Raw genomic sequence first — 22,344 nt, 5'->3', positions numbered from 1 at the left:
GGCCGGGTCAGCCGGTGATGATGCGCGCGCCGTGCACGGGCCCGGTGGCCCGGATGACCTGCAGGCGGGCGGCGCTCAGCGCGATCTGCAGCTCGAGCGCGCTGTCGAGGTCCGCCGCGAGGAACGCGACCGTGGGGCCGGATCCCGAGACGATGCCCGCGAGCGCGCCGTTCTCCTCGCCGAGCTGCAGCACCTCGCCGAGGCCGGGCGCGAGGTGGAGCGCCGGCGCCTGGAGGTCGTTGTGGAGGACCTCGGCGAGCATGTGCGGATCCCCCGCCCGCAGCGCCTGCAGCACGCCCGAGTCGACCTGCGGGATCTGCTGCGCCGGGAAGATGTCCTGCGCGTGGCGCTCGCGGTGCCGGTCGAGCTCGCCGTAGACGTCGGGCGTGGAGACGCCGAACTCGGCGATCGCGAGCACCCACTGGAAGGTGCCCTTGGCGAGCGCGGGGCTCAGCCGGTCGCCGCGGCCCGTGCCGATGGCGGTGCCGCCGGCGAGCGCGAACGGCACGTCGGCGCCGAGCTCCGCGCCGAGGGCGAGCAGCTGGTCGCGCGTGCGCTCGGTGCCCCACAGGGTGTCGCAGGCGAGGAGGGTGGCCGCGGCGTCCGCGGATCCGCCGCCCATGCCGCCCGCGATGGGCACGTCCTTCTCGATGCGCAGGTGCACGCCGCCGCGGTAGCCGGTGCTCCGGGCGAGGAGGCGCGCGGCGCGGACGGCGAGGTTGTCGGCGCCGGTGGTGAGGTGCGACGTGTCGATGGATCCGCCGAACTCGACCGAGAAGCCGTCCGAGCGGGTGGCGTACACGTCCTCGTAGAGGCTCACCGCCTGGTACGCCGTGGCGACGTCGTGGTAGCCGTCCTCCTGGAGGGCGCCCACCGTGAGGGAGACGTTGATCTTGCCCGGGGCCCGCGCGTGCACCACGTCAGAGCTGGTGGCCGCGGAGGTCATGTGCTCCAACCTAGCGGAGGCTGGGAGCCTCTCCGTCACCCTCCCGATCGGCCCAGGCACGGGCTATGCGGAGGTAGTCGTGGACGCTCAGCTCCTCGCCCCGCGAAGTGGGGGCGACCCCTCCGGCCTCGAGGAGGCCCGATGCGGCCTCGCTCCCGCCGAGCAGCTCGGCGAGCGCCTGGCGGAGCATCTTGCGGCGCTGCTGGAAGGCCGCGTCGACGATCCGGAAGGTGCGCGTGCGCAGCTCCTCCGAGGCGAACGGCTCCGCGTGCCGCTCGAACGCGACGAGCACGGAGTCGACGTTCGGCACCGGCCAGAACACCTGGCGGCTGACCTGGCCGGCCGTGCGCCACGCGCCGTACCAGGCGGCCTTGACGCTCGGGGATCCGTACACCTTGGATCCGGGCCCGGCGGCGATGCGGTGCCCCACCTCGGCCTGCACCATGACGACGCCCGTGCGGATCGCGGGGAAGTGCTCGAGCAGGTGCAGTAGCACGGGGACGGACACGTTGTAGGGCAGGTTCGCGACGAGCGCGGTGGGATCCCCGGGCAGCTCGGCGACCCGGAGCGCGTCCTCGTGCACGACGGTGAGCGCGGCCTCCGGTTGGTAGAGGCGCACCGTGATCGGCAGCTGCTCGGCGAGCCGGCCGTCGATCTCCACCGCGACGACGCTCGCGCCGGTCTCGAGGAGGCCGAGCGTGAGGGATCCGAGGCCGGGACCGACCTCCACCACGTGCGTGCCGGCCTCGACGCGGGCGACCCGCACGATGCGGCGCACGGTGTTCGCGTCGATGACGAAGTTCTGGCCGAGCTTCTTGGTGGGCGCGACGCCGAGCAGCTCGGCGAGGTCGCGGATCTCGGCGGGGCCGAGGAGCGTCGGCGCGGGCGCGGGCGCGGGCGCGGCGGCAGGAGCGCCGGACGCCGTCTCGTCGCTCACGCGCGGTCCGCCGGGTCGAGCTCGGCGGGGTCCTTGGCGGGCGACGTCACGGGCTCGTCGTCCCAGCGCCCGTAGACCAGCTCGGTGTTGGAGGAGATCTGCGCGGCGAGCATCGACACGTCGGTGCCGAGGTGCGCGGCCATCGCGCGGAGCGTGTGCGGGATGAGGTAGGGCGCGTTCGGCCGGCCGCGGAACGGCACGGGCGTGAGGAACGGCGCGTCCGTCTCGACGAGCAGCAGCGAGCGCGGCGCGAAGGCGAGGGCCTCGCGGAGGTCTCCCGCGTTCTTGAAGGTGACCGTGCCGGAGAACGACATGTACCAGCCGTTCTCGGCGCAGATCCGGGCGAGGTCCTCGTCGCCGGAGAAGCAGTGGAAGACCGTGCGCTCGGGGGCGCCGACGCGCAGCAGCGTGGCGACGACCTCGTCGTGCGCGTCGCGGTCGTGGATCTGGAGGGCGATGCCGCGCTCCTTGGCGATGCGGATGTGCTCCTCGAACGAGCGCTGCTGGGCCGCGCGGCCGTCCTCACCCGTGCGGAAGAAGTCGAGGCCGGTCTCGCCGACGGCGCGCACGCGCGGGCGCCCGGCGAGCTCGTGGATCTCGGCGAGCGCGTCGTCGAGCGTGCCCGCCTCCTCGTACGCCGGGGCCTCGTTCGGGTGGATCGCGACGGCCGCGAGCATGCGCGGCTCGTGCGCCGCGGTCTCCGCCGACCAGCGGGAGGTCTCGAGGTCGCCGCCGACCTGGATCACGCCGCGGACGCCGACCGAGCTCGCGCGGTCGAGGTGCTCGGTGAAGTCGATGGGCGACTCGCCGTCCGCGATCTCGAGGTGCGTGTGGTTGTCGTAGACGGGGACCGTGAGCGCCTCGGGCAGCGGCGGGTACGTGAGGTCGCGCGTCTGGCCGTGGGCCGCGGAGGTGTCGCGCTGGCGCACGTAGTTGGAGTCGGACATCGCGCTCACTCTACCGACGGGCGGGTGCCGTGCCCGGCGGGGCGCGGCGGTCGCGGATCAGGCGGCGGGCGTCAGGCGGAGGCGGTCGCCTGCTCCTGCTCGATGCGCGGGAACAGCGGGGCGTCGAGCGGGGTGACCGTGCCGGATCCGGTCCACTCGTCCGCCAGGTCGATGCGCTGGGCGCCGACCGTGCCGGTGCCGCCGAGCGCGGTCCAGAGCTTCGTGGTGGCGCCGGGCAGCACGGGCGCGAGCAGCACGGCGAGCGTGCCGAGCCCGCGGACCGCGGTGTGCAGCACGGTCTCGAGGCGCGCGCGGTCCTCGTCGTTCTTCGCGAGGGCCCACGGCTCCTGGCTCGTGATGTAGCCGTTGAGCTCGTCGACCAGGGTCCACACGGCGGCGAGCGCCTCGTGGATCGCGAGCCGGTCGATGGCCTCGTCGGCGGTGGATGCGGCGGCGCGCGCGACGGCGAGCACGCGCTCGTCGGCCTCGGTGAGCGCGTTCGCCGCGGGGATCCGGCCGTCGAAGTAGCGGCCGACCATGGCGATCACGCGGGAGGAGAGGTTGCCGAAGCCGTTGGCGAGCTCCGCCTGGTAGCGCGCCGACAGGTCCTCCCAGCTGAAGGATCCGTCCTGCCCGAACGCGATGGAGCGCATGAAGTGGTAGCGGAACGCGTCGATGCCGAAGGTGTCGGTGATGGTCTGCGGCACGATGCCCGTGAGCTTCGACTTCGACATCTTCTCGCCGCCGACGAGCAGCCAGCCGTGGCCGAAGACGCGGCGGGGCGGCTCCTCGCCGAGCGCCATGAGCATGGCCGGCCAGATGACCGCGTGGAAGCGGAGGATGTCCTTGCCCACGAGGTGGGTGGCGGGCCAGCGGCGGCGGAACGCGTCGTCATCCACGCCGTAGCCGATGGCCGTGACGTAGTTCATCAGCGCCTCGAACCACACGTACACGACGTGGCTCTCGTCCCAGGGGATGGGGATGCCCCAGTCGAAGCTGGAGCGCGAGATCGAGAGGTCCTCGAGGCCGCGACGCACGAACGACAGGATCTCGTTGCGCGCGCTCTCGGGCTGGATGAAGTCGGGACGCTCCTCGTAGAACGCGAGGAGCCGCTCGCCGAAGTCGCTCATGCGGAAGAAGTAGTTCTTCTCCTCCAGCAGCTCGACGGGCTTGGAGTGGATGGCGCACACCAGCTGGCCCTCGAACGGGCCCGTGCCCTCGAGGAGGTCGGAGGGCTGCTTGTACTCCTCGCAGCCGACGCAGTAGTAGCCCTTGTACTCACCCGTGTAGATGAACCCGGCGTCGTGGAGGCGCTGCAGGAAGATCTTGACGCTCTCCTCGTGGCGGGCGTCCGTGGTGCGGATGAAGTCGTCGTTGGAGATGTCCACGGCCTCGAGCAGCGGCTGCCAGCTCTCGGTGACGAGGCGGTCGGCCCAGGCCTGCGGGGTCGTGTCGTGCGCCGTCGCCGTGCGGAGGATCTTCTGCCCGTGCTCGTCGGTGCCCGTGAGGAACCAGGTGTCGTCGCCGCGCTGGCGGTGCCAGCGGGCGAGCACGTCGGCGGCGACCTCGGTGTACGCGTGCCCGATGTGCGGGACGTCGTTCACGTAGAAGATCGGCGTGGTGATGTAGAAGGGCTCGCCGCGGGACATGGGCTCCATCCTAACGATCGGCGGGAGCGCTCCCGGCCGTGTGACGGGGGCTCGACGGGGCCGCGCTCCGTCCTAGGACAGGTGGCGCTCCGCCGGGCCGTCGTACTCGGAGAGCGGCCGGATGAGCGAGTTCGACGCGCGCTGCTCCACGATGTGCGCGGTCCAGCCGACCACGCGCGCGGCGACGAACAGCGGCGTGAAGGCGCGGGTCTCGAAGCCGAGGAGCGCGTACGCGGGGCCGGACGGGTAGTCGAGGTTCGGCAGGATCCCGGTGCGCGCCGCCATGCCGCGCTCGAGCGCGTCGTACAGCTCCATGGTGCGGGTGGCGGACTCCCCCGTGGGGCCGCCGCCGGCCACGCGCGCGGCGACGAGGTCGTCGAGCGCCGCCTTCATGGTGGGCACGCGCGAGTCGCCCGCGCGGTAGACGCGGTGGCCGAAGCCCATGACCTTGCGCTTGGCGGCGAGCGCCTCGTCGAGCCACGCCTCCACGCGCGACGCGTCGCCGATCTCGTCGAGCGTCTCGAGCACGGCCTCGTTGGCGCCGCCGTGCAGCGGGCCCTTGAGCGCGCCGATGGCGCCCGTGACCGCGGAGTGCAGGTCGGCGAGGGTGGAGGTGATGACCCGGGCCGTGAAGGTGGAGGCGTTGAAGGAGTGCTCGGCGTAGAGGATCAGCGACACCTCCATGGCCTTCGTGTCGGCCTCCGTGGGGCGCTCGCCGTGCACCATGAGGAGGAGGTTCTCGGCGAGGCCGAGGTCGTCCCGGGGCTCGACGGGCGCGAGGCCCTGGCGGCGGCGCTGGTCGTACGCGATGAGCACGGGGATCTGCGCGAGCAGCCGCACGGACCGCTCGAGGTCGGCCGCAACCGAGTGGTCGTCGGGCGTCGGATCCGCGGCGCCGATCGCGCTGACGGCGGTGCGCAGCACGTCCATGGGGTGCGCGTCGACGGGCAGCGCGTCGACGATCCGCAGCACCGCGTCGGACGGCCGCCGCTCGGCGCGCTCCTGGTTCTCGAAGTGCGCGAGCTCCTCGTCGGTGGGCAGCTCGCCGTGCCAGAGGAGGTACGCGACCTGCTCGAAGGAGCAGTGCGCGGCGAGCTCCTGCACGGGGTACCCGCGGTAGAGGAGGGAGTTGGTGGCCGGCTCGACCTTGCTGATGCGGGTCGTGTCGACGACGACCCCGGCGAGGCCCTTGCGGATGTCGGCCATGATGCTCCTTCGCGGCATGCCGCACCCGTGTCGGTCGGGCGGATCGGGTCGCCTCGGGGTGCGTTCGTCACTGTATCGGGGCGGGCGGCGCGGGGGCGAGGTCCGCGGACGTCGATGCGGTGGACGCGCGGCGGCGGGCTGGGGAGGAGGCGCGGGCGACCGCGCGATGACGAGAGCCTCCGCACACGGGCCGCCGGTGGATCCGCTCGGTAGCCTCTCGATCAGGCGCACCCGAGGCGCCGCCCGCGCAGCCGCGCCGACCCGGAGGACGCCATGCCCGAGAGCACCGACCACGCCGATCCCGCCGCAGAGGCCCAGGCCGCGGCCGACGCGCAGTCCGACGCCGCGACCGGGCCCGACCGCTACGACGTCGCCGTCATCGGCGCCGGCCCCGCGGGCACGGCCGCCGCCCTCCGCGCCGCCGAGCTGGGCGCGTCCGTCGTGGTGCTCGAGGCCGGCCGCGTCGGCGGCACGTGCGTCAACACCGGGTGCGTGCCCACGCGCGTGCTCGCGAAGACCGCGCGGCTCGTGCGCGAGGTGCGCTCCGCCGGCGAGAACGGGATCGGCGTGGGCGAGCCTGCGCCGCACTGGCCGTCGATCGTGGCGCGCGTGCACGCGCAGGTCGACCGCGTGCGCTCGCTCAAGGATGAGGCGGCGCGCTTCGAGGCGGCGGGCGTGACGCTGATCCACGAGGGCCGCGCGCGCTTCGTCGACGACCGCACGCTCGTGCTCGACAGCGGCCGGCGGATCACCGCGGGCTCGATCATCGTCTGCGTCGGCGGCCACTCGCGCCGCCTGCCCGTGCCCGGCGCCGAGCTCGCGACCGTGCCCGAGGGCGTGCTCGCGCTGCCGGGGATCCCCCGCCGCCTCGCCGTCATCGGCGCGGGCAACACGGGCGCGCAGCTCGTCACGGTGTTCCGCTCGTTCGGATCCGAGGTCACGCTGCTCGACGTCGCGCCGCGCGTGCTGACGGCGTCCGACGAGGCGATCTCGGAGGCCGTCGCCGACGCGTTCACCGCGCAGGGCGTGCGCGTGCGCACCGGCATCGACACCGTGACGGGCCTCACGAAGACGGGCGACGGGTCCATCACCCTGCTCTGGCGCGCGGGCGACCGCCCGCAGTCCTCCAGCTTCGACGCCGTGATCATGGCCACCGGCTGGCCCGCCGACGTCGAGGATCTGGGGCTCGAGCACGCGGGCGTCGAGGTGTCGCGCTCGGCGATCCCCGTCGACCGGTACCTCCGCACGCGCGTGCCGCACATCCTCGCGGTGGGCGACGCGAACGGCAAGGACATGCTCGTGCAGGCCGCGCAGTCCGAGGGCGAGGCCGCGGCCGAGAACGCGGTGCTCGGCGTCAACAGGCGGATCCCGCTGCAGCTCCTCCCGGCCGGCGGCTTCACCGACCCCGACTACGCGGGCGTCGGCCTCACCCAGGCGGAGGCGCGCGAGCGCGACGGCGCGTGCGTGGTCGCGCGGGTGCCGTTCGCCGAGGTCGACCGGGCCGTGATCGACGACCGCGAGGCCGGCTTCCTCCTCCTCATCGCCGACCGACGCCGCGAGCTCATCCTCGGCGCGCACGCCGTGGGCGAGAACGCGGTCGAGGTGATCCAGTCGGTCACCACCGCGATGGCCGCGGGCGTCGACGTCGCCACACTCGCGCACGTGCGGTTCGCGTACCCGACGTACAGCGCGATCATCGGGATCGCGGCCCGGCGCCTGCTGCAGGAGGACGACCGGGAGGGCGAGCTCGACTGAGGCGCTGCCCGGGCGGGCGTGATCGGATGGAGGCATGACCGCGCTCATCGTCACGGCCCATCCCGATCCCGACTCCCTCACCCACCACGTCGCCCGCCGGCTCGTCGCCGAGCTCGGGGCCGACCGGACGGAGGTCGCGCACCTCGCCCAGGAGGGCTTCGACCCGGTGTTCGGCATGGCCGACCGGGCCGCCTACGCCGGCGGCCCCGCGCCCGCGGACGTCCTCGCCGAGCAGGCGCGCCTCGACGCCGTGGACCACGTCGTGCTCGTCTTCCCCGTGTGGTGGTGGTCGATGCCGGCGCTCCTCAAGGGCTGGATCGACCGGACCTTCATCGGCGGGTGGGCGTTCGACATCGACGACGACGGGCGCGTGCACACGCACCTCGAGCGCCTCACCGTGCACCTCCTGCCCGTCGCCGGCTTCGGCCGCGCGTCGTTCGCCCGGCACGGCTACCTCGCGTCGTTCCAGACGCAGATCGGCCACGGGATCCTCGACTACTGCGGCGCCCGCCACGGCGCCCTGGCGTTCGTGCACGACTCGGAGTCGGGCGACCGCGACGCCGTGGGCGCCGAGGTGGATCGGGCCGTCGCGGAGGTGGTGGCGGCGGTCGGCTGATCCCGCGGGCCTCCGGCCCTGTTCATCCCGCCGGGAGACCCGCCGTCGTCCGCGGCCGTCGGTACAGTGCCGACATGGCCTCCCGCACCGCCAACTTCTGCATCGACGCCGTCGACCCCCGCGCCCAGGCGCTCTGGTGGGCGCAGGTGCTCGACGACTTCGAGATCGTGCCCGCGGGGACGATGGAGGACGACGAGGCCGAGCTCCGCGGCCCGGGCGGACGGTGGCTGGAGTTCATCCGGGTCCCAGAGCCGAAGTCGGTGAAGAACCGCATGCACATGTGCCTCCGGCCCGCCGGCACGACGCGCGATGCCGAGGTGGCGAGGATCCTCGCGCTCGGGGCGAGCATGGTGGACGACCGCCGCGAGACCGACGGATGGGCGGTGCTCGGCGATCCGGAGGGCAACGAGTTCTGCGTCCTCGCCACGTCGGCGGAGGACGCCGGCATCAGCCGCTGAGGCCGAGCGCGACGGGCGGGCGGCAACCGGCGTCCGGATCCCCGGACACCTAGGCGCGCGACGCCGACCGTGCCGCGCGACGCCGCTCGACCGCCGTCATCACGAGGTACAGCGTCGTCCAGAGCACGAGGCCCGTGGCGAGGAAGATCCCGACGACCGCGAGCACGCCTCCCGCGGTGTCCGTCGGGAACCAGCCGCTGAGCAGGAGCGCCGGGAGCACGGTGACGAGCATGAGCGCGAAGTGCGTGACGGATGCCCGGGTGACGCTCCAGCGGTCCACCTGGTAGAGGAGCGAGCCGGCGGCGGTCGCCGCGACGATGACGCCGACCGCGAGGGTGGAGCGGCCGTCCGCGATCTGGCCGGCGGCGAGCAGGGACGCGCCGATCGCCGACATGACCACGAGCGGGATCCCGCCGAGGAGCGCGGCACGGAGGAGCAGGCGCGGTCGGCGGCGCGCGGCGGGCGCGCCCGCGGGGCTCTCGGCCGGCGCTGATGCCGGTGCCGGTCTCGGTGCTGGTCGCATGGCTCCTCGTCCCCCACCCAGTCGACCACGCGCGCGACGCCGGAGGGAACCCCCGATGAGGGGGCCGTGTCGCGCGCCCCCGCGGGGACCCCCCGATCGCTACGGTGGCCCCAGGCCTCCGCACCGGGTCGCATCCCCCACGAGAGAGACCACCGTGCTCATCACCCTCACCTCGACCGCGCCGTCGGCGTCCGACCTCAGCCACCTGCTCCGCAAGCACCCGGCGAAGGCGCAGTCCTTCGCCCTCCCGGTGGGCGTCGCGCACGTCCTCTACCCGGAGGCGACCGACGAGCGCTGCACGGTCGCGCTGCTCCTCGAGGTGGATCCCATCGGGCTCGTCCGCTCCACGCGGTTCCGGAGCGCGGGCGCCGCGAGCATCACCCACTACGTGAACGACCGGCCGTACGCCTCCTCGTCGATGCTCGCCGTCGCGCTCGGGCACGTGTTCCGCACGGCGATGGGCGGCCGCAGCGACAGCTTCCCCGACCTCGCGGCGAGCGCCCTCCCGCTGACGATCACCGTCGCGGCCCTCCCCGCGCGCGGCGGTCCCGACCTCGTGCGCGACCTGTTCGCGCCCCTCGGCTGGCGGGTCGAGGCGACGCCCGTGCCCCTGGATCCCGCGTTCCCCGGGTGGGGCGACTCCCTGTACGTCGACCTCGTGCTCACCGGCGACGTCCGCATCGCCGACGCGCTCCGCCACCTCTACGTGCTGCTGCCCGTGCTCGACGACGGCAAGCACTACTGGGTCTCCGAGGACGAGGTGGGCAAGCTCCTGCGCGCCGGCGAGGGGTGGCTGGCCGAGCACCCGGCGCGCGACCTCATCACCCGGCGGTACCTCGCGCACCAGCGCGACCTCGTGGGCGAGGCGGGCGAGCGGCTCGACGCGGGATCCGGCGCGGCCGCCGAGACCGCTGCCGCCGCGGCCGCCCCCGCCGGCCCCGCGCTCCCCGCGCCGCGCTCCCCCTCGCTCGCCCGCCTGCGCGCCGAGACCGTGCACGCGGTGCTCACGGAGGTGGGCGCCCGCACGGTGGCCGACGTGGGCTGCGGCTCGGGGGCGCTGCTCGCGCACCTGATGGCGGATGCGGCGTTCACGCGCATCATCGGCACCGACGTCTCCTCGTCCGACCTGGAGGCGGCCGCCCGGCGCCTCGACCTCCGCGACGCGAGCGACCGGGTGCGCGAGCGGATCCGGCTGCTGCAGTCGTCCGCGACCTACGAGGACCCGCGCCTCGCCGGCCTCGACGCCGTCGTGCTCATGGAGGTGATCGAGCACGTGGATCCCGACCGGCACGCGGCCCTCGAGGCGTCCGTGTTCGGATCCGCGTCCCCCGCCACCGTGGTCGTCACGACCCCGAACGCCGAGCACAACGCGCTGTACCCGGGCCTCGCGGCCGGGGCGCTCCGGCACCCCGACCACCGCTTCGAGTGGACCCGCGCGGAGTTCGCCGCCTGGGCCGCGCGCGTCGCCGACCGCTTCGGCTACCGCGTGGAGATCCGGCCCGTCGGCGATGCGGATCCCGTCCACGGCGCCCCCACCCAGCTCGCGCTCTTCCGGAAGGCCACGCGATGACCGACGCCACCGCCCCCGCGGCGCTCCCCCTCCCCCGCATGTCGCTCGTGCTGCTCGTCGGCGCGAGCGGATCCGGCAAGTCCACCTTCGCCCGCACCCACTTCGGCCCCTACGAGGTGCTCTCGAGCGACGCCTTCCGCGGCCTCGTCTCGAACGACGAGAACGACCAGAACGCCACATCCGCCGCGTTCGAGGCGCTCCGGCACGTCGCCGCGCACCGCCTCCGCCGGGGCCTGATGACCGTGATCGACGCCACCAACGTGCAGCCCGAGTCGCGCCGGTCCCTCGTGCAGCTCGCCCGCGACCACGACGTGCTGCCGGTCGCGATCGTGCTCGACGTGCCGGTGGGTGTGTGCGTGGAGCGGAACGCCGCCCGCACGGATCGCACGTTCGGCGCGTCCGTCGTGAAGCGGCAGCACGACCAGCTGCAGCGCTCGCTGAAGGGCCTCGGCCGCGAGGGCTTCCGGAAGGTGCACGTGCTCCGCGGCGTGGACGAGATCGCCGCCGCGCGCTTCACCGTCGCGCCCCTGCTCAACGACCTCCGGCATGAGCGCGGGCCCTTCGACGCGATCGGCGACGTGCACGGCTGCCGCGCGGAGCTCGAGACGCTGCTCCGGGAGCTGGGCTACGAGATCCGGCGCGACGAGCGGGGCCGACCCGTTGACGCCGCGCACCCCGCGGGCCGCCGCGCGGTGTTCCTCGGCGACCTCGTGGATCGCGGACCCGACACCCCGGGCGTGCTCCGCCTCGTGATGGGGATGGTGCGCGCCGGCCACGCCTTCGCGGTCCCGGGCAACCACGAGGACAAGCTCGTGAAGGCGCTGCAGGGGAAGAAGGTGCGGGTCGCGTACGGCCTGGCCGAGTCGCTGGCGCAGCTCGCCGAGGAGGACGAGGCGTTCCGCGCGGACGTCGAGCGCTTCTGCCGCGAGCTCGTCTCGCACCTGGTGCTCGACGGGGGCGACCTCGTCGTCGCGCACGCGGGCCTGATCGAGGCGTACCAGGGCCGCGCGTCCGGCCGCGTGCGCGCCTTCGCGCTCTGGGGCGACGCCACCATGGGCGAGACGGATGAACACGGCCTGCCCGTGCGTCGCGACTGGGCGCTCGACTACCGCGGATCCGCGACGGTCCTCTACGGGCACGTCGCCGGCGTCGGCACCGAGTGGGTCAACGGCACCATGTGCCTCGACACCGGATGCGTGTTCGGCGGCGAGCTCACCGCCCTCCGCTGGCCCGAGCGCGAGGTCGTCGCCGTGCCCGCCGAGCGCGTCTGGTCGGAGCCGACCATGCCGCTGGGGCGCCGGTACACGTCGGCCGCCGCCGCATCCGCTGACGGATCCGCGGCGGACGACGTGCGCGACCCCGGCCTCCTCCGCATCGACGACGTGCTCGGCAAGCAGGTGGTGGAGACGCGCGCCTTCGGCCGGGTCGGGATCCGCGAGGACGCCGCCGCCGGCGCCCTCGAGACCATGAGCCGCTTCGCCATCGACCCCCGGCACCTCCTCTACCTGCCGCCGACGATGAGCCCGCCCGCGTCGTCCGGCCACGACGACGTGCTCGAGCACCCGGCGGAGGCCTTCGAGGCGTACCGGCGCGACGGGCTCGAGCGGGTGATCTGCGAGGAGAAGCACATGGGATCCCGCGCGGTCGTGCTCCTCACCCGCGACCCCGCCCGCTTCGACGCGCCCGCGGGCTGGCGCGGCGTCGTGCACACGCGCACCGGCCGCCCGTTCTTCGACACCGCGGACTCGGACGCGCTGCTCGCCCGGCTCGACGCCGCGGCGGACGAGGCCGGCCTCTGGGCGGAGCTCGACACGTCGTGGCTGCTCCTCGACGCCGAGCTGCTGCCGTGGTCGGTGAAGGCCGGGCCGCTGATCCGCGACCAGTACGCGTCCGTCGGCGCCGCCGCCACGGCCGCGCTGCCCGCCGCCGTCCGCGCGCTCGAGCAGGCCGCCGGGTCCGGCATCGACGTCGCCGACCTCCTCGCGCGCACGCGCGCCCGGGCCGCCGACGCGGAGGCGTATGTCGCCGCATACCGGCGCCACGCCGCGCCGTACGACGGCCTCGACGACGTGCGCCTCGCGCCGTTCCAGCTCCTCGCCACCGAGGGCGCGACGCACCTGGCGCGCGAGCACTCCTGGCACCTGGCGCTGGCGGGGCGGCTGGCCGACGCGGATCCGGGCCTCGTCGTGCCGACCCGCTCGATCGCCGTCGACCTCGCCGACCCGGAGTCGGAGGCGGCCGCCACGCGCTGGTGGCAGGAGCTGACGGACCAGGGCGGCGAGGGCATGGTCGTGAAGCCCGTCGCGGGTCTCGTCCGGGGGCGGAAGGCGCTCGCGCAGCCGGGCATCAAGGTGCGCGGACGCGAGTACCTCCGCATCGTCTACGGCCCCGACTACACGGAGCCCGCGAACCTGCATCGCCTCCGCGACCGCGACGTGGGCCACAAGCGGTCGATGGCCCTCCGCGAGTACGCGCTCGGCGTCGAGGCGGTCGAGCGGTTCGTCGCGGGCGAGCCGACGTGGCGCGTGCACCAGGCGGTCTTCGGCGTGCTCGCGATGGAGTCCGAGGCGGTGGATCCGCGGCTGTGATCCCCGCCGTGTGTGGACGCTCGGGGGCCGCGCGGCGCGCCCGCGGCTAGCCTCGCGGGATGCCCGCCGCCCCCGCCGCCCGATCCGGCGGGGTGCGCGCGGTCACCCGGGCGGGGCACGTCCTCGCGTCGCTCGCGATGGGGATCCTGCTGGCCGTCATGATGCTGGGCCTCGCGCTCGACGGATCCCTCCGGCGCCTCGTCGAGCGCGACTAGGGATCACGCCCCGCCGCGGTTCCCCTCCAGCGTGAACGTGAAGACGTCCTCGTCGAAGGCGCTGTAGCCCGCGTAGTCGAGGAGCTCGTAGAGGCGGGCGCGGGTCTGCATCTCGGGCACCTTGCCGGCGAGCGTGCCCTCCTCGAGGATCGCGTCGAGGCCGCGCTCGGCGGCGCCCATCGCGAGACGCAGGAGCGAGACCGGGTAGATGACGATGTTGACGCCCACGTCGCGGAGCTGCGACGTCGTGAACAGCTCGCTCTTCCCGAACTCGGTCATGTTGGCGAGGATCGGCACGTCCACCGCAGCGCGCATCGCCTCGAACTCGGCGAGGTCGGCCATCGCCTCGGGGAAGATCGCGTCGGCGCCCGCGTCCACGAGCGCGCGGGCCCGGTCGACCGCGGCGGCCATCCCATCGACGCCGCGCACGTCGGTGCGGGCCATGACGAGCAGGTCGGGGTCGCGGCGGGCGTCGACGGCCGCGCGGATCCGCTTCAGCGCCGTCGACTCGTCCACCACCTGCTTGCCGTCGAGGTGGCCGCAGCGCTTGGGGTTCACCTGGTCCTCGATGTGGAGGCCCGCGACGCCGGCGTCCTCGAGCATCTGCACGGTGCGCGCGACGTTCATCGGCTCGCCGAAGCCCGTGTCCGCGTCGACGAGGCAGGGCAGGTCGGTGACGCGCGCGATCTGCTGCGAACGCCCGGCAACCTCGGTGAGCGTGGTGAGGCCGATGTCGGGCAGGCCGAGATCCGCCGAGAGCACGGCGCCGGAGATGTAGACGCCGTCCATGCCCTTGTCCTGGATGAGGCGGGCCGACAGCGGGTTGAACGCGCCGGGCATCCGGAGCAGCTCGCCGCTCGCGAGCCGCTCGCGGAACGCGCGGCGCTTGGCGGCGGCGGTGAGGGTGGAGTGCAGCACTAGAGGAGTCCCTTCGGGGCGCCGGCGCCGTCGAGGAGGCCGGGTCGTGCGGTCACGGTGAGGCCGGCGAGCTCGTCGGCGGTGAGCTCGGGCAGGCGCTCGACGAGCGCGAGGAACCGGTCGACCTCGCGGTCCTCGAGCACGCCGTCGGCGAGCGTGCGGAGCTTGGCCACGTAGTCGGCGCGCGCGAACGGCCGGGCGCCGAGCGGGTGCGCGTCGGCGACGGCGATCTCGTCGACGATGGTCGAGCCGTCGGTCAGGCGGATCTCCACCCGGCCGCCGAACGCCTTCTCGGCCGGGTCCATGGAGTGGTACCTGCGGGTCCACTCCGGGTCCTCGGTCGTGGTGACGCGGCGCCAGAGGTCCACCGTGTCGGGGCGGCCGGCGCGCTCGGGCGCGTACGAGTCGACGTGGTGCCACGCGCCGTCCTGCAGGGCGACCGTGAAGATGTACGGGATCGAGTGGTCGAGCGTCTCGCGGCTGGCGCGCGGGTCGTACTTCTGCGGGTCGTTCGCGCCGGATCCGATGACCACGTGCGTGTGGTGCGACGAGTGGATGAGGATCCGGTCGATGGCGTCCGCGTCGGCGAGCACCGGATGCGTGTTGTGCAGGCGACGGGCGAGGTCGATCCACGCCTGCGCCTGGTACTCGGCCGAGTGCTCCTTCGTGTAGGTGTCGAGGATCGCCCGCTTGGCCTCGCCCGGTGCGGGCAGCGGCACCTCGTAGGAGGCATCGGGGCCGTCGAGCAGCCACGCGATCACGCCGTCCTCGCCCTCGTAGATGGGGGTGGGGCTGGTCTGGCCGCGCATCGCCCGGTCGATCGCCTCGACGGCCATCTTCCCGGCGAACGCGGGCGCGTGCGCCTTCCACGTGCTGATCGCGCCCTTGCGCGACTGGCGCGTGGCGGTGGTGGTGTGGAGGGCCTGGCCGACGGCCTGGAAGACGGTCTCCTCGTCGAGCCCGAGCAGCGTGCCGATGCCGGCGGCGGCCGACGGGCCGAGGTGCGCGACGTGGTCGATCTTGTGCGCGTGCAGGCTGATGGCCTTCACGAGGTCGACCTGGATCTCGTAGCCGGTGGCGATGCCGCGGATCACGTCGGCGCCGGTCAGCGCGCGGCCGTCGGGCCGGCCTCCCGCTGCGGCGTGCTGCGCGGCCGCGAGGATCGGCGGGATGTTGTCGCCCGGGTGCGAGTACTCGGCGGCGAGGAAGGTGTCGTGGTAGTCGAGCTCGCGCACGGCCACGCCGTTCGCCCACGCCGCCCACTCGGCGCTGACGCGCGTGGCGGGATCCGCGCCCACGACGGTCGCGCCCGCACCGCCCGTGGACGGGCCGTGCGCGAGGGCCTGCGCGCGCGCCGCGACGACGGGCGCGCGGGTGAGCGACGCGGTCGCGACGGCGGCGTTGTCGATGATGCGGTTGACGATCATCTCGGTGACCTCGGCGTCGACCTCGACCGGGTCGGCGGCGACGGCGGCGATGCGCCCCGCCAGCTGCTCCCCGGGAGGCAGGGCCTCGTCGCTGCGGTGGACGCGGACGCGGTGGATCTGCATGGTCTTCCTCACGGTCGGGGCACCGTCGCGGAGGGCTCGGGGCCTCGTCCGCGTGGCACCGGTCCAGCGTATCCATCGAGCACCCGGACGCGTCCGACGCCCCACCCGAATCGGATGGGGCGTCGGACGGGACAGGGCTGGGCGCCGTTACCGCGTGAACGCCACGTGGTGGCCGCGGCGGTAGAGCACGCCCGTGGCGTCGCTGCGCGGGATGTCCACCGCCAGACGACCGGTGGGGGCGACCTGCCCGTAGAGCACGCGACCGAGCGCCTCGAGGGCGTTCTCGGCGTACGAGTACGTGAGCAGATGGGTGGCGACCTCGGTCGTGTACGCGATGTCGTAGGGCTCGAGCACGGCGACCGAGACGACGGGCGTGCCCGCCTTCACGAGCTCGGCGACCAGATCCCGCTGCCCGGAGCTCGTGTCGGCACCGAGGTCCCGCGTGCACACCACCACGAGGTCGGCCTGCTTCGCGAGCGCCACCGTGGAGCCGATGGTCGCCGCATCCGGGGAGATGCCGGTGGTGGCGAGCGTGGTGGTGGAGCCGTGCGCCGTCAGGACCTTCGCCAGGTTCTTCGTGGTGGTGACGCCCCAGCCGGTGACCAGCACCGAGCGCGGCCCCGTCGACAGCGGCAGCAGGTCCGCGTCGTTCCTGAGCAGCGTGATGCCGCGCTCCGTGGCGGCCCGCGCGGTCGCGAGGTGCGCGGCGCTGCCGACCACGAGCGTCGCGGCCTGCTCGTCGACCGGGGCGGCGCAGAAGATCCCCGCATCCCTCTTCAGCCGGAGGATGCGGGTGACGGCCTCGTCGATGCGCGACCCGGGGATCTCCCCGCTGCGCACCGCGGCGAGCACCGCGTCGCGCGCCGTGGGGAAGTCCGGCGGCATGAGGAGCTGGTCGACGCCGGCCTTCAGGGCGAGCACGGGCACGCGGGCGTCGGTGTACTTCTGGCGGACGCCGGCCATGTTGAGCGCGTCGGTGATGACGACGCCGTCGTAGCCGAGCTGGTCGCGGAGCACACCCGTGAGGATGGGCCGCGAGAGCGTGGCCGGGTCGCCGCTCGGGTCGAGCGCGGGGACGACGATGTGCGCCGTCATGATCATCCCGATGCCCGCGTCCACGGCCGCGGCGAACGGCGGCAGGTCCACGCGCTCGAGCTCCTCACGGCTGCGGGTGATGATGGGGATGCCCGTGTGGCTGTCGGTGTCCGTGTCGCCGTGGCCCGGGAAGTGCTTCGCCGCGGCGACCAGGCCGCCCGGCTGCTGGAAGGTGCGGATCATCGTGGTGGCGAGGGCGGACACGGTGCCCGGGTCGTCGCCGAACGAGCGCACGTGGATGATCGGGTTGGCCGGGTTCGACGCGACGTCCACGACGGGCGCGAAGTCCTGGTTGAGGCCCATGGCCCGGAGCTCGTCGCGCGTGATCGTGGCGACGTCCCGCACGTCGTCCTGGGCGCGCGGGCTCGCGGCGAGCGCCATCTCGCCCGGCAGGAGGGTGATCGGCGCGCGCACCACGTATCCGCCGTTCTCCTGGTCGGTGGAGAGGAGGAGCGGGATGCGGCTCGGCTGCGCGACGGCGGCGCGCTGCAACCCGTTGGACAGGGCGGCGATCTGCTGCGGGTCCGCCAGGTTGTCCTGGTCTCCGGGGAAGTAGATGATGCCGCCCGGCCGGTGCGCGGCGATGACCTGCGCGGGCGTGTCCACGCCGTAGGCCGCGCGATTGGCGGCGACGGCCGTCGCGTCGGTCGTGTCCGCGGTCCGGCCCGAGACGGCGAGCACGAAGAGCTGGCCCACCTTGTCCTCGAGGGACATGCCCGCCAGCAGCGCGGCGACGTCCGGCTCCGTGCCGGTCGCCGCTTCCGCCCGGTCCGCCGGCATCAGCTGCGACGCCACGACGGCGCCGAGCGAGCAGGCCGCGGCCGCGGCCACGAAGCTCCGCCGCGTGAACGCGGATCCCTCGTGCGATGGGCGTGGGTCGCGGTCGAAGTCCACGTGTCCTCCTCCAGGGCGGAGGGAGACGTCGCCGAGGCGGACACGTCGCTCACCGCGGTCGAGCACCGAGGATACGCATGGCCGTCGCGGTCAGGTCAGACCCTCCACATCGTGGAGCGGCGCCGGCCCCTCGGCTCCGCGCGACCCACCCGTCCTACGCTGGGGCGTGCCCACCGTCACCCCGGAGTCCCCCCGCCAGGACGACGTGCTGCCGCTGCTGCGGCAGGCCGACGACTTCGCGCTCGCCCTCTACCCGGCCGAGAACTACCACGCGCTCGACGTCGGCGACCTCGAGCGGCCCGGCGTCACGTTCCTCGTGGCGCGCGAGGACGGCCGCGCGCTCGGCACGGCGGCGGTCGTCGACGGGGGCGATGGATCCGCGGAGCTGAAGCGCGTGTTCGTCACGGACGGGGCGCGCGGCCTCGGCGTCGGTCGGGCGCTGCTCGTCGCCGCGGAGGACCGCGCCCGCGAGCTCGGCGCCGACGTCATGCGGCTCGAGACCGGCCTGCCGCAGACGGCGGCCATCGCGATGTACGAGCGAGGCGGGTACCGGCACGTGCCGCGGTTCGGGCCGTACGCGGCGGATCCGACGAGCGTCTGCATGGAGCGCGACCTGCGGGTCGCCCCCGGGCCGCTCCCCCGCTGGATCCTCCGCCCGGCGCTCCCCGACGACGCCACGTGGATGGCCGAGCTGCGCGCCATCGTCCTCCGGCCCGACCTCGAGCGGCTCGGCCGGTGGGATCCGGTGCGGGTCCGCCGTCGCTTCCTCGACAGGTGGGCGCCCGAGCGCACCTGGGTGATCCGGGTCGGCGGCCGCGACGCGGGCCTCATCGCCCGCCGCGACGAGCCCGACGCGCACTGGATCGAGCACTTCTACCTGGATCCCGCGCTGCACGGCCACGGGGTCGGCGGCGAGGTGCTGCGCGATCTCATGGACCGGCACGACGACGGCCGCCCGTTCCGCCTCGACGTGCTCCAGGGCAGCGCGGCGCGGCGGCTCTACGAGCGGGCGGGGTTCCGCGTCGAGCGCGAGGACGCGGTGGACGCGTGGCTGGTGGCGCTGCGGTCCTGCGGATGACGGGGTGGTCGAGATCCGCGGGCGTCGTCCGGATCTCGAGCCGGAGCGCCGGCCCGCCGACGGGAGGACGGTCCGCGGCGCAGAGTTATTGACGACTTGGTCAATAACGGAGGTAGGGTGGCCATGCCGACGCGGACGCCCCGTGGTCGCAGAGGAGAGGGCACGATGATCCCCCACACCAGGCACACCCCCACCGGCAAGGTCATCAGCGCCTGCTACACGATCCACCCCGACGACCGACAGGCGTTCCGCGACGCCGTCATCCCCCACCTGACCACCACCGCCCGGCAGGACGGCTGCACGTACTACGTCTTCGCCGAGGACCTCACCGACCCGAACACGATCCACCTCACCGAGGGGTGGCGCGACCAGGCGGCCATCGACGCCCACATGGCGGATGAGCGCTTCCTCGAGGCCGTCACCGCCGTCCTCGGCGGCATCCGGATCCTCGACTACCAGGCCGAGTACTACGACGTGGCCGCCCAGACCGCCGACGCCCTCCCCGCCGCGAGCTGAGGGCATCCCGACCAGCGGCCCCGGCCCCGGCCCCGCATAGGATCACGCCATGCCCCGACCGCGGAAGTTCGACGAGGACGCCGTCGTCGACGCGGCCGCCGGTGCCTTCGCGGCTGCCGGCTACGGGGGCACCACGATGGAGGAGCTCAGCCGCGCCACCGGGCTCGGCAAGCAGAGCATCTACAACACCTTCGGCGGCAAGCGGCAGCTCTTCCTGCGCGCGCTCGAGCGGAGCACCTCCACGCAGGTCGAGCGACTGACCGTCGAGCTCGCGTCCGGGACCCCCTCTCCGCTGGGGAGGATCCGAGCGCACCTGGACGCGCTCGCCATCACGTTCACCTCGGCAGGCCCGCTGGACTCGCTGTTCACCAAGGCCACCGTCGAGCTGGCCGACCGCGACCCGGACGTCGCCGCAGCCGCCCGTCGCGCCTACCGCCGCCTCGAGGACGAGTACGCCGGATGCATCGTGCAGGCGCAGGAGGCCGGGGAGGTGGACGCGGCGCTCGACGCCCGTGCCGCCGCGACGTACTTCGTCGCCGTCACCCGCGGCATGGAGGTCCTCGGCACCGCCGGCGCCGACCGGACGGTGCTGCTCGACCTCGGCCGAGCGGCATCGACCCTGCTCACGCGAGGCGCTGCTCGCGGGGACTAGGTCGTGCCGCGCCTCCGCGTCGTCGAGCGGATCGCCGTCGGGACTAGGGACGGACCGCCAGGTTGGAGGTGGTGTGCCCTCCATCGACGGCCAGCGTCTGCCCGGTGACGAACGCCGCGGCCGAGCTCAGCAGGAACACGACCGCGTCGCCGATCTCCTCGCCGATCCCGAGGCGACCCAGGGGAACCGTCCCTTCGTACGTCGCGAACAACACGCCGTCCGCGTGCTCGTGCTCGGTCGCCTCGGTGCGGGTCAGACCGGGCCGGACGCCGTTCACCCGGATGCCGCGGGGCCCGAGCTCCGCGGCCAGGGCTCGAGTGGCCGCGTCGAGCGCTCCCTTCGCCGCCGCGTAGAGCGCCGAACGCGGGCTGCCGACAGCGGCCAACGTGGACGAGATGTTCACGATGCTCCCGCCGTCGCGCATCGCCTTCGCGGCCGCGCCGGCCAGCAGGAGTGGTGCACGGACGTCGAGTGACATCGTCAGGTCGATGTCGCTGGCGCTGAGGAGCTCGATCGGCGAGAAGTGCGCGGTCCCGGCGTTGTTGACCAGGCCGTCGATCCGTCCATGGCGTTCGAGGGTCCGGGCGAGGATCTCGGTCGGAGCCGCCGGGTCGTGCAGGTCCGCCTGGACCCAGCTGGCGGCCTCGCCGAGCGTCGCGGCGTGCTCGCGCAGCGTCCGGGCGTCGCGGCCGACGAGGACGACATGGGCACCTGCTGCCACGCAGCGGGAGCTGATCGACGCGCCGAGGCCCCTCGAGCCCCCGGTGATGATCACGACCTCGTCGGCCAAGGGGGAGAGGGGGGACGGGTGTGGGGTGTGGACGCTCATGGCTGCTCTCTGTGCTGGGAACGCACGCCAGCCACCGCTCGCGACGTGGGTCGCCGCGCGGACGACGGGGCTGGATGCGAGGGTTTCCGGCCCCGGATCACCCACGCAGGGCGACCGCTTCACGAAGGTGAACGACGGGATCGTATCGGTCTCCTCCCTGGGGGCCTCCCCGTCGTCACCGCCCGGCCGCGACGCACGGCGCAGACCGTCGATGACGGGGAGCGTGGGCTACGGTGGTCTCCTGACCGACTCCCATCGGTGTGGTCGATCCGCTTCTCGATGCGGTCGATCCGTGGCTGAAGACCTCCGGAGATGCGCACTCGAAGCCCGGAGGTCGTCCCATGATCGCGTCGCCGCCGACCGCGCCCCGCGCATCCTCCTCGCGCGCGGGGGCGCTCGTCGCGCTCCCCCGACCCGTCGTCGTGCTCGACAGCACCATCGTCGGTCGCGCTGGCAGCCCGCTCACCGACTCCGACCCCGACGGCGACGCCGCCGCCCTGAACGACGAGGACTGATCCATGACACGACTCGAGACCGTCCACGAGGTCCTCGGGCCCTGGTCGCTCGCGACCACCACGCGCTTCTGGGAGGGCTTCACCCCCAACCGACTCGCGTCCCAGCCACAGGCCGCTGGCCTCCACGCCGCCTTCCTCTGCGATGCCGACTGGCAGCGCGTGGATGCCGCTGTCACCCAGGACGGTCCATCCGTGCGCATCGTGGTCGAGGGCCCGGGCGACCTGGACGCCGCCACCGAGCAGGTGCGCCGCCTGCTGTCGGTGGACATCGACGGGCGCGGCTGGCCCGACGTCGCGGTGCGCGACGACGTCATCGCGGATGCGCAGGCACGGCTCAGCGGGTTCCGGCCATGCGGCTTCTTCTCCCCCTACGAGGCGGCCGTGTGGACGGTCCTGTCGCGCCGCCTGCAGATACGGCAGGCGGCCGCGCTCCGGACGCGGCTCACGGAGCGGCTCGGCGACGACGGCGCGTTCCCGTCCCCGGCCATCCTGCGTGCGGCGGCGCTCGATCTGCCCGACCGCAAGGCGGAGTACCTGCACGCGATCGCCGAGGCCGCTCTCGACGGCCGGCTCTCCGGGGCGCATCTGCGCTCGTCACAGCCGTCCGATGCGCTCGTCCAGGTCCAGAGCATCCTCGGGATGGGGCCGTTCTCCGCCGAGCTCGTCGTGATCCGCGGCGCGAACTTCCCCGACGTGCTCCCGCGCCACGAGGGCAAGCTGAGCGACGAGATCGCGAAGCGCTACGGCACCGACCGCTCGATCGACGAGATCACCGAGGCGTGGAAGCCGTTCCGTTCGTGGGCAGCGGTGCACCTGCGCGCGCTGCGGGCGCTCGAGGAGTAGGCGATCGGCTCCCGGGCACCGCGGACATCGCCGACGCAGCGCAC

Annotated in this window: 21 protein-coding genes; 11 read left to right on the top strand and 10 right to left on the bottom strand. The window is 74.0% G+C overall.

Annotated elements, in window-relative coordinates:
• Nucleotides 1-7: 7 nt before the first annotated feature.
• The 5 genes from ITJ40_RS15930 to ITJ40_RS15910 form a co-directional block, all read right to left on the bottom strand.
• A complete protein-coding gene (locus tag ITJ40_RS15930) occupies nt 8-946 on the bottom strand; it encodes a 4-(cytidine 5'-diphospho)-2-C-methyl-D-erythritol kinase (RefSeq protein WP_194667992.1) in 939 nt (312 codons plus the stop codon).
• A 10-nt stretch (nt 947-956) separates the two neighbouring features.
• On the bottom strand, nt 957-1,883 hold the full coding sequence (rsmA, locus tag ITJ40_RS15925; protein ID WP_194667991.1) for a 16S rRNA (adenine(1518)-N(6)/adenine(1519)-N(6))-dimethyltransferase RsmA: 927 nt from the start codon (nt 1,881-1,883) through the stop codon (nt 957-959).
• The gene (locus ITJ40_RS15920) at nt 1,880-2,830 is read right to left on the bottom strand and encodes a TatD family hydrolase (protein WP_194667990.1); all 951 of its coding nucleotides are present in this window, start codon (nt 2,828-2,830) and stop codon (nt 1,880-1,882) included. The genes rsmA and ITJ40_RS15920 overlap by 4 nt, the downstream gene beginning before the upstream one ends.
• A gap of 71 nt (nt 2,831-2,901) precedes the next feature.
• On the bottom strand, nt 2,902-4,479 hold the full coding sequence (metG, locus tag ITJ40_RS15915) for a methionine--tRNA ligase (protein ID WP_194667989.1): 1,578 nt from the start codon (nt 4,477-4,479) through the stop codon (nt 2,902-2,904).
• Nucleotides 4,480-4,551: 72 nt separating this feature from the next.
• The gene (locus ITJ40_RS15910) at nt 4,552-5,703 is read right to left on the bottom strand and encodes a bifunctional 2-methylcitrate synthase/citrate synthase (protein WP_194667988.1); all 1,152 of its coding nucleotides are present in this window, start codon (nt 5,701-5,703) and stop codon (nt 4,552-4,554) included.
• A 255-nt stretch (nt 5,704-5,958) separates the two neighbouring features.
• Here ITJ40_RS15910 and ITJ40_RS15905 point away from each other — a divergent pair, with 255 nt between their 5' ends.
• The 3 genes from ITJ40_RS15905 (at nt 5,959) to ITJ40_RS15895 (ending at nt 8,514) form a co-directional block, all read left to right on the top strand.
• A complete protein-coding gene (locus ITJ40_RS15905) occupies nt 5,959-7,440 on the top strand; it encodes an NAD(P)/FAD-dependent oxidoreductase (RefSeq protein WP_194667987.1) in 1,482 nt (493 codons plus the stop codon).
• Between the two features lie 34 nt (nt 7,441-7,474).
• Nucleotides 7,475-8,056, top strand: a complete 582-nt coding sequence (locus ITJ40_RS15900) for an NAD(P)H-dependent oxidoreductase (RefSeq protein ID WP_194667986.1) — start codon at nt 7,475-7,477, stop codon at nt 8,054-8,056.
• A 74-nt stretch (nt 8,057-8,130) separates the two neighbouring features.
• Nucleotides 8,131-8,514, top strand: coding sequence for a VOC family protein (locus ITJ40_RS15895; RefSeq protein WP_194667985.1), 384 nt, complete (start codon nt 8,131-8,133; stop codon nt 8,512-8,514).
• Between the two features lie 49 nt (nt 8,515-8,563).
• Here ITJ40_RS15895 and ITJ40_RS15890 read toward each other — a convergent pair whose 3' ends face one another.
• Nucleotides 8,564-9,037, bottom strand: coding sequence for a DUF3021 domain-containing protein (locus ITJ40_RS15890; RefSeq protein WP_194667984.1), 474 nt, complete (start codon nt 9,035-9,037; stop codon nt 8,564-8,566).
• 154 nt (nt 9,038-9,191) lie between these two features.
• On the opposite strand from ITJ40_RS15890, the gene ITJ40_RS15885 reads away from it, so the two are divergent.
• The 3 genes from ITJ40_RS15885 to ITJ40_RS15875 are packed head-to-tail and all read left to right on the top strand — an operon-like array spanning nt 9,192 to nt 13,410.
• Nucleotides 9,192-10,607 (top strand): 3' terminal RNA ribose 2'-O-methyltransferase Hen1, encoded by a 1,416-nt coding sequence (locus ITJ40_RS15885; protein ID WP_194667983.1) that lies wholly within the window; start codon nt 9,192-9,194, stop codon nt 10,605-10,607.
• Nucleotides 10,604-13,195, top strand: a complete 2,592-nt coding sequence (locus tag ITJ40_RS15880; RefSeq protein WP_194667982.1) for a polynucleotide kinase-phosphatase — start codon at nt 10,604-10,606, stop codon at nt 13,193-13,195. Before ITJ40_RS15885 ends, ITJ40_RS15880 begins: the two co-directional genes overlap by 4 nt.
• Before the next feature lie 59 nt (nt 13,196-13,254).
• Nucleotides 13,255-13,410 carry a hypothetical protein gene (locus ITJ40_RS15875; protein WP_194667981.1) on the top strand — a complete coding sequence of 52 codons (156 nt, stop codon included), beginning with the start codon at nt 13,255-13,257 and terminating at the stop codon, nt 13,408-13,410.
• Nucleotides 13,411-13,413: 3 nt separating this feature from the next.
• Here the strand turns inward: ITJ40_RS15875 and prpB are convergent, their stop codons facing one another.
• The 3 genes from prpB to ITJ40_RS15860 all read right to left on the bottom strand — a co-directional run bounded on the left by prpB (nt 13,414) and on the right by ITJ40_RS15860 (nt 17,867).
• A complete protein-coding gene (prpB, locus tag ITJ40_RS15870; RefSeq protein WP_194667980.1) occupies nt 13,414-14,328 on the bottom strand; it encodes a methylisocitrate lyase in 915 nt (304 codons plus the stop codon).
• Nucleotides 14,328-15,878 (bottom strand): MmgE/PrpD family protein, encoded by a 1,551-nt coding sequence (locus tag ITJ40_RS15865; protein ID WP_194667979.1) that lies wholly within the window; start codon nt 15,876-15,878, stop codon nt 14,328-14,330. The genes prpB and ITJ40_RS15865 overlap by 1 nt, the downstream gene beginning before the upstream one ends.
• Before the next feature lie 147 nt (nt 15,879-16,025).
• Nucleotides 16,026-17,867: a glycoside hydrolase family 3 protein gene (locus ITJ40_RS15860; RefSeq protein WP_370532073.1), complete on the bottom strand. Its 1,842-nt coding sequence runs from the start codon at nt 17,865-17,867 to the stop codon at nt 16,026-16,028.
• Nucleotides 17,868-18,033: 166 nt separating this feature from the next.
• Between ITJ40_RS15860 and ITJ40_RS17495 the strand changes: the two genes are divergently transcribed.
• The 3 genes from ITJ40_RS17495 (at nt 18,034) to ITJ40_RS15845 (ending at nt 20,113) form a co-directional block, all read left to right on the top strand.
• A complete protein-coding gene (locus ITJ40_RS17495) occupies nt 18,034-18,945 on the top strand; it encodes a GNAT family N-acetyltransferase (protein ID WP_194667978.1) in 912 nt (303 codons plus the stop codon).
• 165 nt (nt 18,946-19,110) lie between these two features.
• Complete coding sequence (locus ITJ40_RS15850; protein ID WP_194667977.1) at nt 19,111-19,461, top strand: putative quinol monooxygenase; 351 nt, start codon at nt 19,111-19,113, stop codon at nt 19,459-19,461.
• Between the two features lie 49 nt (nt 19,462-19,510).
• Nucleotides 19,511-20,113: a TetR/AcrR family transcriptional regulator gene (locus ITJ40_RS15845; RefSeq protein WP_194667976.1), complete on the top strand. Its 603-nt coding sequence runs from the start codon at nt 19,511-19,513 to the stop codon at nt 20,111-20,113.
• 43 nt (nt 20,114-20,156) lie between these two features.
• Here ITJ40_RS15845 and ITJ40_RS15840 read toward each other — a convergent pair whose 3' ends face one another.
• Nucleotides 20,157-20,903, bottom strand: a complete 747-nt coding sequence (locus ITJ40_RS15840; protein ID WP_194667975.1) for an SDR family NAD(P)-dependent oxidoreductase — start codon at nt 20,901-20,903, stop codon at nt 20,157-20,159.
• Nucleotides 20,904-21,283: 380 nt separating this feature from the next.
• On the opposite strand from ITJ40_RS15840, the gene ITJ40_RS15835 reads away from it, so the two are divergent.
• A complete protein-coding gene (locus ITJ40_RS15835; protein WP_194667974.1) occupies nt 21,284-21,457 on the top strand; it encodes a hypothetical protein in 174 nt (57 codons plus the stop codon).
• Nucleotides 21,458-21,460: 3 nt separating this feature from the next.
• Nucleotides 21,461-22,300, top strand: coding sequence for a DNA-3-methyladenine glycosylase (locus ITJ40_RS15830; protein WP_194667973.1), 840 nt, complete (start codon nt 21,461-21,463; stop codon nt 22,298-22,300).
• Nucleotides 22,301-22,344 lie beyond the last annotated feature (44 nt).

The sequence above is a fragment of the Clavibacter sp. VKM Ac-2872 genome, assembly GCF_015351105.1.
Lineage (GTDB): Bacteria > Actinomycetota > Actinomycetes > Actinomycetales > Microbacteriaceae > Clavibacter.
Note: the sequence above shows the minus strand (reverse complement) of the source record. Positions and strands in the feature narration are given on the sequence as shown.

Excerpts from the sequence above, each read along its gene's own strand:
- ITJ40_RS15930 (WP_194667992.1), bottom strand. The coding sequence starts at position 946 with ATGACCTCCGCGGCCACCAGCTCTGACGTGGTGCACGCGCGGGCCCCG.
- ITJ40_RS15920 (WP_194667990.1), bottom strand. The coding sequence starts at position 2,830 with ATGTCCGACTCCAACTACGTGCGCCAGCGCGACACCTCCGCGGCCCAC.
- metG (WP_194667989.1), bottom strand. The coding sequence starts at position 4,479 with ATGTCCCGCGGCGAGCCCTTCTACATCACCACGCCGATCTTCTACGTG.
- ITJ40_RS15910 (WP_194667988.1), bottom strand. The coding sequence starts at position 5,703 with ATGCCGCGAAGGAGCATCATGGCCGACATCCGCAAGGGCCTCGCCGGG.
- ITJ40_RS15905 (WP_194667987.1), top strand. The coding sequence starts at position 5,959 with ATGCCCGAGAGCACCGACCACGCCGATCCCGCCGCAGAGGCCCAGGCC.
- ITJ40_RS15900 (WP_194667986.1), top strand. The coding sequence starts at position 7,475 with ATGACCGCGCTCATCGTCACGGCCCATCCCGATCCCGACTCCCTCACC.
- ITJ40_RS15895 (WP_194667985.1), top strand. The coding sequence starts at position 8,131 with ATGGCCTCCCGCACCGCCAACTTCTGCATCGACGCCGTCGACCCCCGC.
- ITJ40_RS15890 (WP_194667984.1), bottom strand. The coding sequence starts at position 9,037 with ATGCGACCAGCACCGAGACCGGCACCGGCATCAGCGCCGGCCGAGAGC.
- ITJ40_RS15880 (WP_194667982.1), top strand. The coding sequence starts at position 10,604 with ATGACCGACGCCACCGCCCCCGCGGCGCTCCCCCTCCCCCGCATGTCG.
- ITJ40_RS15875 (WP_194667981.1), top strand. The coding sequence starts at position 13,255 with ATGCCCGCCGCCCCCGCCGCCCGATCCGGCGGGGTGCGCGCGGTCACC.
- ITJ40_RS15865 (WP_194667979.1), bottom strand. The coding sequence starts at position 15,878 with ATGCAGATCCACCGCGTCCGCGTCCACCGCAGCGACGAGGCCCTGCCT.
- ITJ40_RS15850 (WP_194667977.1), top strand. The coding sequence starts at position 19,111 with ATGATCCCCCACACCAGGCACACCCCCACCGGCAAGGTCATCAGCGCC.
- ITJ40_RS15845 (WP_194667976.1), top strand. The coding sequence starts at position 19,511 with ATGCCCCGACCGCGGAAGTTCGACGAGGACGCCGTCGTCGACGCGGCC.
- ITJ40_RS15835 (WP_194667974.1), top strand. The coding sequence starts at position 21,284 with ATGATCGCGTCGCCGCCGACCGCGCCCCGCGCATCCTCCTCGCGCGCG.
- ITJ40_RS15830 (WP_194667973.1), top strand. The coding sequence starts at position 21,461 with ATGACACGACTCGAGACCGTCCACGAGGTCCTCGGGCCCTGGTCGCTC.